13 protein-coding genes are annotated in these 15,589 nt (G+C 60.9%); 4 read left to right on the top strand and 9 right to left on the bottom strand.

Annotated features, from left to right (window positions below):
- Window positions 1-163 precede the first annotated feature (163 nt).
- Window positions 164-1,618 carry a glutamate synthase subunit beta gene (locus AC13RE_RS07335; RefSeq protein WP_488562439.1) on the top strand — a complete coding sequence of 485 codons (1,455 nt, stop codon included), beginning with the start codon at window positions 164-166 and terminating at the stop codon, window positions 1,616-1,618.
- Window positions 1,619-1,682: 64 nt separating this feature from the next.
- On the opposite strand, the gene AC13RE_RS07330 is transcribed toward AC13RE_RS07335, so the two are convergent.
- The 3 genes from AC13RE_RS07330 to AC13RE_RS07320 all read right to left on the bottom strand — a co-directional run bounded on the left by AC13RE_RS07330 (window position 1,683) and on the right by AC13RE_RS07320 (window position 5,165).
- The gene (locus AC13RE_RS07330) at window positions 1,683-2,432 is read right to left on the bottom strand and encodes an aminoacyl--tRNA ligase-related protein (RefSeq protein ID WP_488562438.1); all 750 of its coding nucleotides are present in this window, start codon (window positions 2,430-2,432) and stop codon (window positions 1,683-1,685) included.
- 239 nt (window positions 2,433-2,671) lie between these two features.
- A complete protein-coding gene (locus AC13RE_RS07325) occupies window positions 2,672-3,862 on the bottom strand; it encodes an SGNH/GDSL hydrolase family protein (RefSeq protein WP_488562437.1) in 1,191 nt (396 codons plus the stop codon).
- A 79-nt stretch (window positions 3,863-3,941) separates the two neighbouring features.
- Entirely contained in the window at window positions 3,942-5,165 is a 1,224-nt protein-coding gene (locus AC13RE_RS07320) for a lytic murein transglycosylase (RefSeq protein ID WP_488562436.1), read from the bottom strand.
- 203 nt (window positions 5,166-5,368) lie between these two features.
- On the opposite strand from AC13RE_RS07320, the gene galU reads away from it, so the two are divergent.
- The gene (galU, locus tag AC13RE_RS07315; protein WP_132717526.1) at window positions 5,369-6,256 is read left to right on the top strand and encodes a UTP--glucose-1-phosphate uridylyltransferase GalU; all 888 of its coding nucleotides are present in this window, start codon (window positions 5,369-5,371) and stop codon (window positions 6,254-6,256) included.
- A gap of 196 nt (window positions 6,257-6,452) precedes the next feature.
- On the opposite strand, the gene AC13RE_RS07310 is transcribed toward galU, so the two are convergent.
- Window positions 6,453-7,970 carry an outer membrane beta-barrel protein gene (locus AC13RE_RS07310; protein ID WP_488562435.1) on the bottom strand — a complete coding sequence of 506 codons (1,518 nt, stop codon included), beginning with the start codon at window positions 7,968-7,970 and terminating at the stop codon, window positions 6,453-6,455.
- A 197-nt stretch (window positions 7,971-8,167) separates the two neighbouring features.
- Between AC13RE_RS07310 and AC13RE_RS07305 the strand changes: the two genes are divergently transcribed.
- Complete coding sequence (locus AC13RE_RS07305) at window positions 8,168-9,163, top strand: KpsF/GutQ family sugar-phosphate isomerase (protein ID WP_132717524.1); 996 nt, start codon at window positions 8,168-8,170, stop codon at window positions 9,161-9,163.
- Here the strand turns inward: AC13RE_RS07305 and AC13RE_RS07300 are convergent, their stop codons facing one another.
- Both AC13RE_RS07300 and AC13RE_RS07295 read right to left on the bottom strand, forming a co-directional pair.
- Window positions 9,164-9,622, bottom strand: a complete 459-nt coding sequence (locus AC13RE_RS07300; RefSeq protein ID WP_015341082.1) for an NfeD family protein — start codon at window positions 9,620-9,622, stop codon at window positions 9,164-9,166.
- 1 nt (window position 9,623) lies between these two features.
- Entirely contained in the window at window positions 9,624-10,640 is a 1,017-nt protein-coding gene (locus tag AC13RE_RS07295; RefSeq protein ID WP_132717523.1) for an SPFH domain-containing protein, read from the bottom strand.
- 299 nt (window positions 10,641-10,939) lie between these two features.
- On the opposite strand from AC13RE_RS07295, the gene AC13RE_RS07290 reads away from it, so the two are divergent.
- Window positions 10,940-11,848 carry a S1C family serine protease gene (locus AC13RE_RS07290; protein ID WP_132717522.1) on the top strand — a complete coding sequence of 303 codons (909 nt, stop codon included), beginning with the start codon at window positions 10,940-10,942 and terminating at the stop codon, window positions 11,846-11,848.
- Between the two features lie 34 nt (window positions 11,849-11,882).
- Here AC13RE_RS07290 and hemH read toward each other — a convergent pair whose 3' ends face one another.
- The 3 genes from hemH to AC13RE_RS07275 form a co-directional block, all read right to left on the bottom strand.
- The gene (gene hemH, locus AC13RE_RS07285) at window positions 11,883-12,917 is read right to left on the bottom strand and encodes a ferrochelatase (RefSeq protein ID WP_488562434.1); all 1,035 of its coding nucleotides are present in this window, start codon (window positions 12,915-12,917) and stop codon (window positions 11,883-11,885) included.
- Between the two features lie 96 nt (window positions 12,918-13,013).
- The gene (locus tag AC13RE_RS07280; protein WP_488562433.1) at window positions 13,014-15,110 is read right to left on the bottom strand and encodes a 5'-nucleotidase C-terminal domain-containing protein; all 2,097 of its coding nucleotides are present in this window, start codon (window positions 15,108-15,110) and stop codon (window positions 13,014-13,016) included.
- Window positions 15,111-15,256: 146 nt separating this feature from the next.
- On the bottom strand, window positions 15,257-15,580 hold the full coding sequence (locus AC13RE_RS07275; protein WP_488562432.1) for a hypothetical protein: 324 nt from the start codon (window positions 15,578-15,580) through the stop codon (window positions 15,257-15,259).
- Between the last annotated feature and the right edge of the window lie 9 nt (window positions 15,581-15,589).

Below are 15,589 nucleotides of genomic sequence, written 5' to 3'. Positions count from 1 at the left end.
GAAACCAGTCGAGGGTTTCGCCTCGCATTGCGATCGCCGTCATGGCGATCGCGACTGTCGAACAGCGGAATCGGATTTGAATTAAAGTGCCGGACAGGGAAACCGAGATGACCCTCAGGCACGGGAGCCGTGAGCTCCTCTTTTTGAGTGAGGAAACGAAAGCATGGGCAAGGTAACAGGCTTCTTGGAAATCGACCGGCAAGTGGCGAAGTATCAGCCCGCGTCGGATCGCATCCGGCATTTCCGTGAATTCACGATCCCCATGTCGGACCAGGAAGTGCAGAAACAGGCAGCCCGCTGCATGGACTGTGGCATTCCCTATTGCCACGGCCCGACCGGCTGCCCGGTGCACAACCAGATCCCCGATTGGAACGACCTCGTTTACAACAACAATTGGGAACAGGCGATCCACAACCTGCATTCGACCAACAACTTCCCGGAGTTCACCGGCCGCGTCTGCCCCGCACCCTGCGAGGAAGCCTGCACGCTGAACCTGGAAGACGCGCCCGTCGCGATCAAGACCGTCGAGCAGGCGATTGCCGACAAGGCCTATGAGCTCGGCTTCATCCGGCCGCAGCCGGCAACGGTTCACACCGGCAAGAAGGTCGCGATCATTGGCTCTGGCCCTGCCGGCATGGCTGCCGCTCAGCAGCTCGGCCGCGCAGGTCACGACGTCCACGTCTACGAGCGCGAAAGCAAGCCGGGCGGCCTGCTGCGCTATGGTATCCCGGACTTCAAGATGGAGAAGAACTTCATCGATCGCCGCGTCGAGCAGATGAAGGGCGAAGGCGTCACCTTCCATTGCGGCGTCAATATCGGCGTCGATGTCAAGGTCGAGCAGCTTCTGGCGGACCATGATGCCGTGCTCTATTGCGGCGGCTCGGAAACCCCGCGCGAAGCTGGCATTCCCGGCACGACGCTCGCAGGCGTCCACGACGCCATGCCCTATCTGGTGCAGCAGAACCGCCGCGTCGGCCGCGAAAACATCGACAGCGTCGGCTGGTCTGCCGATCCGATCCTGGCAGGCGGCAAGCATATCGTCGTCGTCGGTGGTGGTGATACGGCATCCGACTGCGTCGGCACGGCATTCCGTCAGGGTGCGGTGAAGGTGACCCAGCTCGACATTCGTCCGCAGCCGCCGGAGAAGGAAGACAAGCTCGCCGTATGGCCCTTCTGGGCAACGAAGATGCGCACCTCTTCCTCGCAGGCCGAAGGTGCGGTTCGCGAATTCCAGGTGGCAACGCTCGAGTTCATCGGCGAAGACGGCGTGCTGACGGGCGTGAAGTGCTGCGAAGTCGATGATCGCCGCAAGCCGATCGCCGGCACGGAATTCGTCATCCGCGCCGATCTCGCCTTCATCGCCATCGGCTTCCGTGGCCCGTTCACCGACAGCGTGCTCAAGGAAATGGACGGCAAGCTGACTGTGAATACCGACCGCCGCGGCTCGACCAACGTCGTTGCCAACGACAAGGACTACAAGACGTCTGTCGACAAGCTCTGGACGGCCGGGGACATTCGCCGCGGCCAGTCGCTGGTCGTCTGGGCGATCCGCGAGGGCCGTCAGGCCGCGCGCGCGATCGACGAGGCCTTGATGGGTTCGACGGTCCTGCCGGCCTAAGTTTCGCTGTCCTCTCGCGCAAAGTTATTGAAGGCCGGGTTCGTTACAAACCCGGCCTTTGTCGTTACCGGCTTGCGGCGATGTTCCAGTTGTAGAGGCAGCGGTCGAGGCCTATCGCGATTTCGAGCACCGCGACGTCATGGTCTATCGCCAGCCCCTTCTTCGGCTGGCTGCGGTAGCGCTGAGGAAAGTCCGCTCGTCTCGAAATCGAGCAGACCTCCATCCATTTGTCGCCATTATCGACCTCGATATCCATGGTGACCTCGGAATAGGCCGGCAAGCGATCGGACGGCACGATCCGCGTCGGCAGATGGATCACTGAGGCGATCATCTGGCGAACAGGTTCCAGCGAGGCCGCGTGATAATCGTTGCCGCTGTCGGCGGTGAAGGCGCATTGGAATTCGAGCTGCCAGAACTCCTTGAGCCGCACATGCTTGCTTGGCTGGTCCTGTTCCCGGCGGTAGGATTTCCCGGCCTGCCAGACGCACAAGGGGAGCCGTGTTCTGGAATGATTTCTGAGAATATGTTGCATGTAGGCGTAGGTTGACGGCGTCGTTTCGGGCCGGAGCACAAGTTCGGCTTCGGTGTTCGACATTCGCTCCTGCACCCATATGTCGGCGTTTGAGTAGGCGGCCGAGACAAGATTTCGCGGCATCAGGGTCGGAGCCTCGACCCTTCGTATATCCCAAGCGGGGTTTGCGGATCGCAGGAAGCTTGCCACTTCATCGGAAAAGAAGCGGACTAGATCGTCGCGCAATTTAACGTCCCGTTCTTCCCAATGAACGAGCGAATTGATGTTATAGATATTGAGCACGTGCCATTCTCCATGGGCAACGTTGATGTCTAGAGGTTGAGGGCTTTACGTCCAGCAGCCGCCGGACGCATCAACGCCTCCGGCCGTCACGACTGGACGCGGAGACCTCGGCCGGAGAAAGCGCGCAAAACCGCCGCCTGCAGGCAGGTGCGGTAACGATCGATCTGATCTGCGCTTTTGGTGCTCATGCAGTTCTTCTATTGGCGAGGCGCGGCGTTGTCAAACCACCTCCGCGACGCTTACCGCGCGACCGATCCAGGTAATCTGTAGTCGTCCACGCGGCCGACCGGCGCCGGCTCCATCAGGCCCTTCTCGACCAGAAGATCGCGGGGTGATGAAGTGGTTATGGCGGGGGCAGGGCTGCTGCCGAGAAGCTGCGAGCCGCCGTCAAGATCGGGATCGGAGAGGCTCATCGGCTGAGTGCGGGTGATCTTTTCCGGCTCCGCGCCCGGAAGATTGGCCTGTTGCGCCGGCAGCGGATTGCTGGTGTCCAGGCGCGTAATGTCGGGGCTTGCCTGATCACCCAGGATCCGGCGTGCGGATTTCTCCAGATAGAAGGCGACCTTGCGCTTGCCGGCTGCCGTCAGATTGACGCCGTCGGCCGTTCTCAGTCGAACCTGCTGGCCGTTGATATCGGAACCGGTCACGACGAATTCGCCATTCTGGTCGGTAAATCCATCCCATATGTCGATGAACTCGCCGCCGACGCTGGTGGTCTGGCTTTGGTAGATCTGGTTGAGCTTGACCGCGCTGGCGGTCAACTGATCTGAGCCGAAAGAAGGTAGGCCAACCCAGAGCAGCGGAATATGGCGACTCGTTACCAGTTTGGCGAATTGCTGCACGCGTTCTTCATAGGCGAGGAACCACGGGTCGGTTCCGTATTTTTCGTTCAGCCCGTCGCCGATCATCTGCTGGCGATCGTTGGCGCCGATCATGACGACGACCATGGCCGGTTTCAGCTGGTCGATCATTCCGGGCAATTGCTGCGGCCAATTGTAATAATCCTGCCGCACGAGACCGGACGCGACGTTGCCGCGGGACTGGATGACGACGCCGGGGGAGGTCGCGAAGGCATCTTCCAGCCCGGTTGCCAGGCCGCTCGCCAGAAAATCGCCGACGACGAGGATGGTTTTGGCGTCAGAAAGCTTTTCGGCGGGCGGCGGCGTTTCCGGCTGCGCGACCGGCTGGCGCGGCGGTGGGGTCGGACGCTTTTTCGGCTGCACCTTGCGCCGTGGCGGCGGCTGCTCCATGGGTTGGTCCGGATAATCGGGCTCGCGGGTGCCGAACAGCATGTCGAACAGGTTCCGCCGCGGCCGCTCCTGCGCTTCGGTCATGTTCGGCAGGCAGCCAAGCGCGATGACGGCGGCGAGGAATGCCGTCAGAACAATCCTTAGAGTTGCCTTGGTCGCGCGCGCAGGGTGTTTCATCATCGCTTCTTTTCCGCTGACGAGTCCGGGTCGCACAAGGACGATTTCATCGTCCGGCGGTCCCGGATTCGCTCGAGGCGGCCTACTTACGCAATGCTTTCAGCAGGTTCATTGACGGCTCACCGTCCGCATCCATGCCCATGCGCTGCTGGACGGCTGATATGGCGGCCTTCGAGCCCGAGCCGAAATTGCCGTCGACCACGCCGTCATAATAGCCGAGTTCTTTCAGACGCGTCTGCAGCTCGAATTTCTGCTTGACGTCGAGCGTGCCGCTCGGACGGGGCCAGGATTGCTGCATGCCGCCATAGCCGGCAATCTGATCCGCGAGCAGGCCGACTGCCAAGGCGTAGCTGTCGGAGGCATTGTAGCGCTTGATGGTGAAGAAGTTTCCAGTCATCAGGAAGCCGGGGCCGTTCGATCCGCCGGGCATCTTCAGCTGCGCGCGGTCGGAGGTGCTGCGGAAACCCTTGCCGTTGGGACGCACGAAGCCGAGAGCCGCCCATTGTGCGATCGTGTGCGTCTTGCCGGCCTGGGCATTGCCGCCGGGTGGTACGACCACCTCGTAACCCCAGGTCCGGCCGGTATCCCAACCGTTCTTGGCGAGAAGATTGGCCGTCGTCGCCAGGGCGTCCGGAACGGAATTCCAGATATCGGCATGGCCGCTGCCATCGGCATCGACCGCATAGAGCAGATAGCTCGTCGGGATGAACTGCGTGTGGCCCATGGCGCCGGCCCAGGATCCGTTCAGGTCCTTGCGCGAGATGTCGCCCTTCTGCAGGATTTTCAGGGCGGCGATGAGCTGTTTCTTGGCATAATTCGCCCGCTTCGGATCGGCATAGGCAAGGGTCGCCAGCGCGCGGGGCACATAATGCAGCCGATCGTTCTTGGCGAGAACCTCGCCGTAATTCGACTCCATCGACCAGATGGCCAGTATGATATTGCGATCGACGCCGAAATGCTGTTCGAGCGTGCGCAGTGTGGATCCGTACTTGACCGCCATCTTGCGGCCAATATCGACCGTATAGGGATTGACACGGGAGTCGAGGTAATCCCAGATTTGGGACTTGAATTCCGGCTGGTACTGCGCCTTTTCAAGCACCGTGGGGTCCGGGTCGGTTACGCCGGAAAATGCATTGCGATAGGTCGATTGCGTGATGCCGCTCTTTGCGGCGGTAGCGTAGAAGCCCGCGATCCATTTCTGGAACCCAGGGTCAGCGCTGGCGTTAACGGGAAGGAATCCCGCGAAGGCGCCGAGCGCGAGCGCCAGAGCGAGACCACGAAGGGAGTGTTTGCGGTTTACGGTCATCTACAGCCTTGTCCATCAATCGTTGGATTTCGGTGCGGCGATGCACGTAGCATCGGCCCATGCGTGACGCTAAACGAACGAAGTCAACAAATTCTTTACCATGGAAGCTTGCGTCAGTCATTATTTGCAAAACGGTAGCAAATCTAATCTACTGACCTTTAGAATGGCTTTGTGCCAACTGATTTAATGCCCAGGAGGTATGCGTGGGACAGCATAAGAAAGTTCGTAAGGCAGTATTTCCGGTCGCCGGACTAGGGACGCGGTTCTTGCCGGCGACCAAGGCGGTGCCGAAGGAAATGCTGACCGTCGTTGATAAGCCGGTGATCCAGTATGTCGTTGACGAGGCGATGGAAGCCGGCATCGAGCATTTCGTATTCGTCACCGGCCGCAGCAAGCACGTCATCGAAGATTATTTCGATATTCAGTTTGAGCTCGAGCAGACGCTGCGCCAGCGTAACAAGAATGCCGAACTGTCGCTGCTGAGCGGCCTGCTGCCGAAGGCCGGTACGGCAAGCTTCACGCGCCAGCAGGAGCCGCTCGGTCTCGGCCACGCCGTCTGGTGCGCCCGTGAGATCGTCGGCGACGAACCCTTTGCGCTGCTGCTGCCCGACATGGTCATGCGCGCCGAAAAGGGCTGTATGAAGGGCATGATCGAGCTTTACGAGCAGAGCGGCGGCAATGTCATCGCAGTCGAGGAATGCGCGCCCGATCAGGCTCATAAATACGGCATCGTCGGCGTCGGCGAGACGATCGGCAGCGGCTTCCGCATCACGGAAATGGTCGAGAAGCCGGCCAAGGGTACGGCTCCTTCCAACTTCTTCATCAACGGCCGCTACATCCTGCAGCCGGAAATTTTCCATATTCTGGAAAGCCAGGAGCGCGGCGCTGGCAACGAGATCCAGCTGACGGACGGCATGCTGAAGCTTGCCAAGACGCAGGATTTCGCCGGCTATCACTTCCGCGGCCAGACGTTCGACTGCGGTGCAAAGGACGGCTTCATCCTCGCGAACGTCGCCTTTGCCTTGGCGCGTGACGACATCCGCCCGACTATCGAGGATGAGTTCAAGGCGCTGATCGCGGCCCTGAAATAGAGCATGTCGCGCAAAAGTGTGCAGCGGTTTTGCGACAATGACATGCGCAAAATCAAACCTAAAGCGTTGGAAGCGAATCTGAAAGATCGCGACGCGCCTTAGGCGCTCTAACTTTCGGGAAATATGGTGAGGCCTGGCATATGCCGGGCCTCAATTCGTTTGAACGAAAGAATTATTCAAAGCGACGTGCGGGTTATCAACGCTTCGCGGTCAAACCGATGCCGGCCTGGAACTGACGGGTGCTGTCGCCAACATCCCTGGTCGTCAGCTGATAGCCGACATTGCCGGTGAGATCGAGGTAACGGTTGATTCCCCAGGTCAGGCCGAAGGCGGCGTCATATTCGGTTTCATCGGCGGCGCTGCCATTGGAGGGGTAGTCGCGCCAGATCGTTCCGCCCGTCAGCTTAGCGGTGAGATCGTCGCGCAGCTGATGGGCCACGGTGCTCGTCAGTTGGTAAGCGGTGTAGCCGCTGAGACCGGCCGTGGTTGAAGGCTGGACCGTCGTCGAAAGGCCGACACTGATATCGGTGCCGCGCTGTGGCGACCAGGCGAGGCTGCCGTCGATCGTCGGCGAGTCGACCGAACTCAGGCGCGAATCGTCGAATTCCGTGTGCTGGTAGCCGAAGCCCAGCTCGCCCTTGAATTTTTCACCGAGGTCGACTTCGACACCGCCCTTGCCGCCATAGCTCTGGTTCGAGCGGGCATAACCGTTGCTGTCGCGCGTCTGGTCGTAGATGGCGCGCCCGAGATCCACTTCCACGAAGGGAATGATGGCGGGTGACAGCTCGTAACCGATGCGGCCGCGCCAGGTTCCGGCCGTCTGGTTACGGTCGCTGAGGGTAACCGTCGTCCCATCCGAAAGCACGGCGTTGGAATATACGCTACGTGTCAGCGCCACGGCCGTCGTGCCGCGCAGCAGGCCGAAATCGCGCTCCAGTGAGAGGCCAGCGGTATATTGGTTGACAGCGGACTGTTTCGAGGCGCCGGCGATCGCATTCGGATCGCTCGTGTCTTCGCGGTAGAATTGATAGCCCGCGGTGACATGTGCCGTCGTGTCGGCGGGAAGATCCAGGCGCAGGTCGGCATTAAGATTGACTGTCGGTTTCTCTTCGCCCGTGCCGCCGACGTTCCTCTGCCAGACGCCTTCGCCGGTGATGGTCAGCGCGTGGCGATCCCAATCCGATGTCAGGGTACTGCGCAGGTCGGTCTGCAGGAAAGTGCGGTTGTTCTTGACGTCGCCGGTGCGATCCCGCTCGATATTGACCGACTGATTGATCGAGGGGCGCAGGGTAAAGGTGCCGAGCGGTATACCCTGGACGTCTGCGCGATCCGGATATTGGCGAGCCTTCAGACCGTCGACGGCAGATTCCCGCTGGTTCACGCGGCGCAGGTCGTTATCCAGCGTCGAGCCGGTGGTCGTGGGGTCGATACCGGTGAGGCGCAGCGGCGCGTTCAATGGCGCATCACTGGAGCTCGATGTCTGGTTTGCCAGTGCGGTTGCCTGGCTGTCGGCGGTGGGTGCGGCGCTCGGATCCGTCGAGGAAGCCGATGTCGGGGCAGGCAAGGTATCGTCGAGGTTCTGATCTGGCGGCAATGATTGCGCATGGATCGGCAGTGGAAGGGCAAATGCGATACCCCAGCCGAGCAGGGCGGAACTCGCCCATGCCGTCAGCCGGAGGGCACCATGACCCGCCTTGTCCTTGCCGATGCCCATGTTGTTTATATCTGACCCTGCTGGAAATGACCTAAATTCTTACCCAAGTGTAAAGGCGCGTGGTTAACGGTTGGTTGCCAAGCGATGGCAACAAGAATGGGTTCGATAATATTTGTTGGGAAGACGTTGCAGGCTGTCGCATCGCCATAAGTCGATCTTTGGTGGACAGATTTGCCGAAAAGCGTTAGGCCTCGCTCATGAACAAGAGAGCTGTAAGACTCATCGAGAATGGTGCGATCGAATCCGCGATGCGAACGATCGAGACCGAGAGACGGGGCATGGAGGCGCTGGAACGCGCACTGACCAACGGTCTGGCCGAGCCTTTCAGCCGCGCGGTGGAGATCATAGGTGATATTTCCGGCCGTGTGGTGATCACCGGCGTCGGCAAGAGCGGCCATATCGGCAACAAGCTCGCCGCAAGCCTGGCGTCCACGGGTACGCCGGCATTCTTCGTGCACCCGGTCGAAGCCAATCACGGCGATCTCGGCATGATCACGCAGCATGATGTCATCATCGCCATATCGTGGGGCGGAGAGAGCGCCGAGCTGCGTGGCATCATCAGCTACTCACGCCGTTTCTCGATCCCCATGATTGCGATCACCGCCGGCGAGACTTCTACACTTGCGCGCGAATCGGATGTGGTGCTGCTGCTGCCCAAGGAGCAGGAGGCCTGCCCGCATGGGCTGGCGCCGACGACATCGACGCTGTTGCAGCTTGCCATCGGCGATGCGCTGACTGTCGCCTTGCTGGAGGCGCGCGGTTTTACGGCCGAAGATTTCCGTACTTTCCACCCGGGCGGCAAGCTCGGTGCCAGCCTCTCGCATGTGGCTGACATTATGCATAAAGGCGACAGTGTGCCGCTCGTCAAGCTTGGAACCGGCATGCCGGAAGCGGCGATGACGCTATCGAAGATGCGGTTCGGCTGCGTCGGCGTGGTCGATGATGACGGTTGCCTCTGCGGCATCGTCACCGATGGCGATATCGCCCGCAATCTCGGCACGAGCCTCGCCGAGATGCGGGTGGACGAGGTGATGACCCGCAATCCGAAGACGGTCAAGGAAACGACGCTGGCGACGAGCGCCATGGCCGTGCTCAATCGCCACAATATCTCGGCTCTGATCGTCGTAGACGATGCACGCCGGCCGATCGGCGTCGTACACTTCCACGATCTGCTGCGGATCGGCGTCGCCTGATCAGACCGGTTCGACTGTGAGCTCGCGGCCGTTGCTGGCGACCACCTTGACGCGGGTGCCGACAGGCAGGTCCGGTCCGCTGACGGTCCAATAGGTATCGTTCAAGCGAATGCGCCCGCGGCCTTCGGCGATCGGTTGGTCGAGGGTTGCCGTGCGCCCGACCAGGCTGGCTCCGCGCTGGTTCAGGAATGGTTCGTCGGTCACCTGGTTGTTGTTATAGAGATAGCGGCGGCCGATGAGAGTGACGATCACCGCCGTGGCGGCGAAGACCAGCCCTTGAACCTGCCAGACCCAGAAGCTGCTTTCCCAAAACAGAAGCGACAAGGCGCCGACGATGATCGCGGCGAGCCCGATCCATACCAGGAAAAAGCCGGGCAGGACGAGTTCGGCGGCGAGCAGCGCCAAGCCGGCGAGCCACCAGCTCCAGGGGCCGAGTTCGACGATGAGATTGTCGAACATGTCAGGTCTCCTTCGGCGGCAGCGGATTGATCGACGGCGTGGTGCGCGCGGGACCAGCACGCGGACGGGACGGTTGCGGTACGCCGCTGCCATCGCCATTGTCGCCGAAGACTTCGCGGGCGATGGCGCCGATGCCGCCGAGCGAGCCGATAATGGAGCTCGCTTCCACTGGCATCAGCACGATCTTCGAATTGCTGGCGGAGCCGATCGCAGTCAGGGCTTCGGTGTATTTCTGGGCAACGAAGTAGTTGATCGCCTGCACATTGCCCTCGGCAATCGCTTCGGATACCACGCGGGTCGCCTTGGCTTCGGCCTCGGCCAGGCGCTCGCGCGCCTCGGCATTGCGAAATGCTGCTTCGCGCTGACCTTCGGCTTGTAGGACGGCCGCCTGCTTCGCGCCCTCGGCGCGGAGAATTTGCGCGTTGCGCAGACCTTCCGCCTCCAGAACCTGAGCACGCTTTTCGCGTTCGGCCTTCATCTGCCGGCCCATGGCGTCAACCAGGTCTTTCGGCGGTTGAATGTCCTTGATTTCGACGCGTGTCACCTTGATGCCCCAGGGCTCTACCGCCTCATCGACCACGCGCAACAACCGTTCGTTGATGGCATCGCGATTGGACAAGAGCTCGTCCAGATCCATAGAGCCCATGACGGAGCGGATATTGGTCTTGGTGAGGTTGAGGATCGCGCTTTCGAGATTGGTGATCTGATAGGCGGCCTGCGCCGCATTCAGCACCTGGAAGAAAGCGACTGCATCGGCGGAGATACTGGCATTGTCCTTGGTGATGACCTCCTGGGTTGGAACGGCCAACACCTGCTCCATCACGTTCATCCGCATGCCGATCGTTTCGATGAAGGGCACGATCAGGTTGAGCCCCGGTTCCAGCGTCCGGATATAGCGACCGAAGCGCTGAACTGTATACCGATAGCCCTGAGGTACGGTCTTGATGCCTGCAAATAGCACCAGAATGACAAAGACCACTAAGGCAATCACAACGATGCTGAAACCACCCACTACCATCGAACTCCTCCATGGACGCGCCGCCTCAACAGGCTCGCGTCGCTTAAACCGCTGCGGTTCGGCGTCCCCCACTCGGGCGAGCTCATGAGACGGCAGCTCAATCAGATGTGGTGGGTTAGCATGTTCTCGGCAAGTGAGGAATGGGGATGGTCTCGGGCCTTTTGCTGCGGCATCGCTCAAGCAATCGTCGCACGGGTCTTGCGCCCGGCGATTGATATTCATACCTTATATGGAATTTCCGGCTCCGCTGCCTCGCAGCCTTTTCGGGCCAAGCCATCGCGCATCATCAGGGTGAAGCTATGAACTTAGATAGGACCTTGCGGTCGGTTGTGGCCGTGCACGCCTCAATTCCGGAAGACGCCTTTACGGCGGCAACGCTCGGCATTCGCAGGGAAGGCAGTGGTGTTGTCATCCGCGGTAACGGTCTGGTGCTGACGATCGGCTATCTGATTACCGAAGCGGAAGAGGTCTGGCTCACGACCAATAGCGGCCGGGTCGTTCCCGGCCATGCGCTCGCTTACGATCAGGAAACCGGATTCGGTCTCGTGCAGGCGCTCGGGCCTCTCGATGTGCCCGCACTGGAATTCGGCGATACCGACAAGGCAGAGATCGGCGATGAAGTCATCGTCGCCGATGGGATCGGCCAGTTCGTCGAGGCGAAGATCGTCGCCAAGCAGGAATTCGCCGGTTATTGGGAATATCTGCTCGACGAGGCGATCTTCACGGCACCCGCCCATCCCTCCTGGGGCGGCGCGGCCGTTGTCGACGAGGACGGCAAGCTTCTCGGCATCGGCTCGCTGCATTTGCAGATGGCGACGGAGAAGGGCGACAGCGCCGATATCAACATGATCGTGCCAATCAACCTGCTTATGCCGATCCTGGACGATCTGGTCAAACGCGGTCGGGTCAACAAGCCGCCACGGCCCTGGCTCGGGGCCTTCTCGGCCGAAAGCAATGGCGAAGTCGTCGTCATGAGCGTTACCGAGGGCGGCCCGGCAGCCAAGGCTGGCTTGCGTCGCGGCGACGTCATTTCCGAAATCCGCGATGGCGAGGTCGATGGACTCGCCGATTTCTATCGCAAGGTCTGGGAGAGCGGCCCGGCTGGATCCGAGATCCCCATGCGCGTACTGCGCGACGGCCGTGAGGCCTGGCTGCGCGTCAAATCCGCCGACCGCGGCAGCTTCCTCAGAAAGCCGCAGCTCCAGTAGGATTGCGTCGCCGGGATCAATCCCGGCGATCTCGTCATGCCCAACCGAGCAGCTCCCGCCGCACCACCTTCTCCAGCACGTTCATGCCGTCTTCGCTGTCGTTGAGACAGGGAATGTGGGTGAATTTCTCGCCACCATTGTGGTGGAAGGATTCAGCCGCCTGCTCGGCGATCTCTTCCAGCGTCTCCAGGCAGTCGGAGACGAAACCCGGATTGAGGACGGCGATCCGCTTGGTGCCGTTTTTTGCAAGCTCTTCCACAGTCTTGTCCGTATAGGGCTGCAGCCATTCCTCAGGGCCGAAGCGGGACTGGAACGTAACCATGAGCTGATCTTCGGATAGGCCGAGCCTCTCGCGCAGCAGCCTGCCGGTCTTCTGACAGAAACAGTAATAGGGATCGCCGAGCTTGAAGTAGGATATTGGTATGCCGTGGAACGACGCGATGATCTTTTCGGGCTGCCAGTCCAGCGTCGAGAGGTGCCGGGTGACCGAATTGGCGAGTGCCTCGATATAGGTCTCGTCGTCGTGATATTGAGGTACGGTGCGGATTGCCGGCTGCCAGCGCATCTTTTGAAGCTTCTCGAAGGCCTTGTCGTTGACCGTCGCCGTCGTTGCAGCCGCATATTGCGGATAGAGCGGAAAGAGCACGATGCGCTCGCAGCCATCGTCCTTCAGCGCCTGAATGCGATCGGCGATCGAGGGTTGGCCATAGCGCATGGCCCAATCGACCTTGACGTTGGGCAGATCGCGCAAGCGCTCGGCCATCAGGTCTGACTGGTTGCGGGTATAAGTGCGCAGATAGCTCTCGTTCTTGTCCTTGTTCCAGATCGTCTCATAGGCCTTGCCGACCTTCTGCGGCCGGGTGTTGAGCACGATGCCGAATAGGATCGGGTACCATTTCCAGCGCGACCATTCGATGACGCGGCGGTCGGTCAGGAATTCGCGCAGGTAGCGGCGCATCGAGGAATAGTCTGTGCCGTCGGGGGTGCCAAGATTGATGAGCAGCACGCCGACCTTGCCGTATTTCACGCTGGGGTGACCGGGTGAAAGTGTGGTCAGGTCTGCTGTCATCGATTGAATTCCTCTCAAGATACGAAGCACTCCACATAAGAATAAAAGCCGGTCCGGGAAAGCCCGGACCGGCTGGAGTAAGCGAGACAAATCGTCTTACTTGGCCGGAATTTTCAACTTTTCACCGACCGACAGGTGGTGCGGCTTGATGTTGCGATTGGCCGCCACGAGTTTGTGCCACTGGCTGGCGCTGCCATAATAGGTTTTGGCGAGATCCCAGAGCGTGTCGCCGGCGACGACGACGTGGGTTGTCGGTGTCTTTGGCGGTTCGTTGCCCTTGGCTTCCGGCGTCGCTGTTGCCGGAGCTGTGGCCGCGGGTGCGGAGGCGGCCGGGGTTTCCGCCGCTGGAGCTGAGGTGGCGGGTGTCGAGGCTGCCGGATCCGATTTTGCCGGAGCGGACGGTGTCGTACTCGGGTTTGCCGGCATGGTGGTGCTTGGCGTTGTCACCGTGGGAGGTGAGGAGGCTGGTGGTGTTGCCGTGGATGAGGCGCCGCCACCTGTAGCGGCCGCTGCCGGCTTCTGCGCCGGTGCTGTCTGCGTGGTATCGGCGGGCTTTGCGGGTTCCGGCTGCGCAGCCGGCGCTGCCGCGGCTATCTGGGTTATGCGGCCGTCCGTGTAGGGCTTGTAGGGATTGTGCGCGCCGAGATAGTCGGCGACCACCGATTCCAGGTTGGGGCCGAAGTCATAAGCATTCTTGCCATTCTTGGCGAAGACCGTATAGCCGTCGCCGCCGGCGCGCATGTAGTTGTTGCTGACGACGCCATAGGTCTTTTCTGGGTCGATCGGCTTGAATTCCGTGCCTTCCTGAACGTCGACGGACACCAGGCGGCTGCCTGCCGGCTTCGACTTGTCAAAGCTGTATTTGAGGCCGGCAACCTGCGGGAAGCGGCCCGCGCCGTCGTCGATCTGGCTGAGGCCGTTTTCGAGCGCCGCTTTCACGTCGGCTCCCGTGAGCTGGAAGGTCGCAACCGTGTTCTGGAAAGGCAGTACGGTCAGCACGTCGCCCATGCTGACGTCGCCGGCGCCGATCGAGGCGCGCAAGCCACCGCCGTTCTGGATGGCAATGGAGATCCCTTGCGCCTTGGTGCGGTCGAGCATCGCATCGGCGACGAGATTGCCCATCGAGCATTCCCGAACGCGGCAGACTTCACGCGCGCCTTCGATCGGCTCCTGCGAATTGCCGATGATCTTCTTGCGCAGTTCCTGGATCGGTTTTGCCATCTCCTGCACGCGTGCAAGGATCGTTGGATCGGGCTTGATGGAGGAATCGAGCAGGATCGGATCACCTTTGGCGTCCTTAACGGCGCCATTGTCGTCGAAGGTGACGACGATGTCACCGAGATATTTGCTGTAGGATGCGGCCTGTACGACAGGCACCTTATAGCCGGCCGGATTGTCGACCATGGTCGGATAGGGGCCTGCTGCCTTCGGATCGGTATTCGACAGGAGCGTATGCGAGTGGCCGCCGACGACGACGCTGACGCCGGCGATCTTGGCGATCTTCTCGACATCGCGCGGATAGCCGACATGAGTGAGCGCGATGATCTTGTTGACGCCCTGCGATTTCAGGGCATCGACTTCGGCGCTAATGGCGGCGGCATCGTCGGTGATCTTCACATGTGGGCCGGGAGAGGCAAGTTCCGGTGTTTCGGTCGTCACCGCACCAACGATGCCGATCTTCTGGCCGCCGATATCGAGCACGATGGACTTCTTGATGCGTTCGCCGAGCTTCGACTGGTCGTCGACCACCAGATTGGCCGTCACGACGGGGAACTGCGCCTTGTCGAGAAAAGCGGCAAGCGGGCCTTCGCCATCGTCGAACTCATGATTGCCGACCGTCATGGCATCGATCTTCATGTCATTGAGGAATTCGACTTCGGCAGCGCCCTTGTAGGTCGTGTAGAACAGCGAGCCCTGGAAGTTGTCGCCGGCATCGAGGACGAGGACGTTCTGGCCGGCAAGCGCGGCGCGGCGCTGGTCGATGATGGTCTTCAGCCGGGCTGCGCCGCCGAAGCACTCATTCTTGGCTTCTTCTTCTGCGGAGCACGTCGCGTCGAACTTGTTGATCGACTCCACGCGCGAATGGAAATCGTTGAAGTGCAGGATGTTGAGCTGATAGTCCGCGAAGGCGGCGCTGGTGCTCAGCGCCAGCAGCGTGGCGGCCAAAAGACCCACTCCGAGGGGCTGCTTCATCTGTCTCTCCTGTTGGTCATTGCAATCCGGCCCGCCAATGCCCGAGGCGGTCCCCCATGCCGATGTTTCCATCCCGGCGGAGAGAGCGCAAGTAAAAGCTGTTGCCTTCATTCGGATTTTACAAAGAAGCGAAATAGCCCGCCGGATCAGGCGCAGGCTTCGACGGAGGCTGCACCATAGGATTCGCGCAGCGCCACAGCGGCATTCCAGCCGGCAGCGCAGAAGACGAGCGCACAACAAAGGAAGGCGACAAGATGCAGGCGCCGATTCCGCCTCCGGTAAAGCAGGATAGCGCCGGCACCGTAGACGAGCAAAGCCGGTATGGCGAAGAGGAGGACGCTCGCTGGGCCGTCGCAATCAAGGGCGTCGATGCCCTGAGCCCGATAGCTGTTTACAGGGAGGACCGTCGCCATAATGGCGACGGGCAATGCCGCGACAAGTGCCAGATAAAGGATCAGCATGCCGCGCATGATGCCTTA

The organism is Martinezella sp. CNPSo 3959, assembly GCF_057784355.1.
Note: the sequence above shows the minus strand (reverse complement) of the source record. Positions and strands in the feature narration are given on the sequence as shown.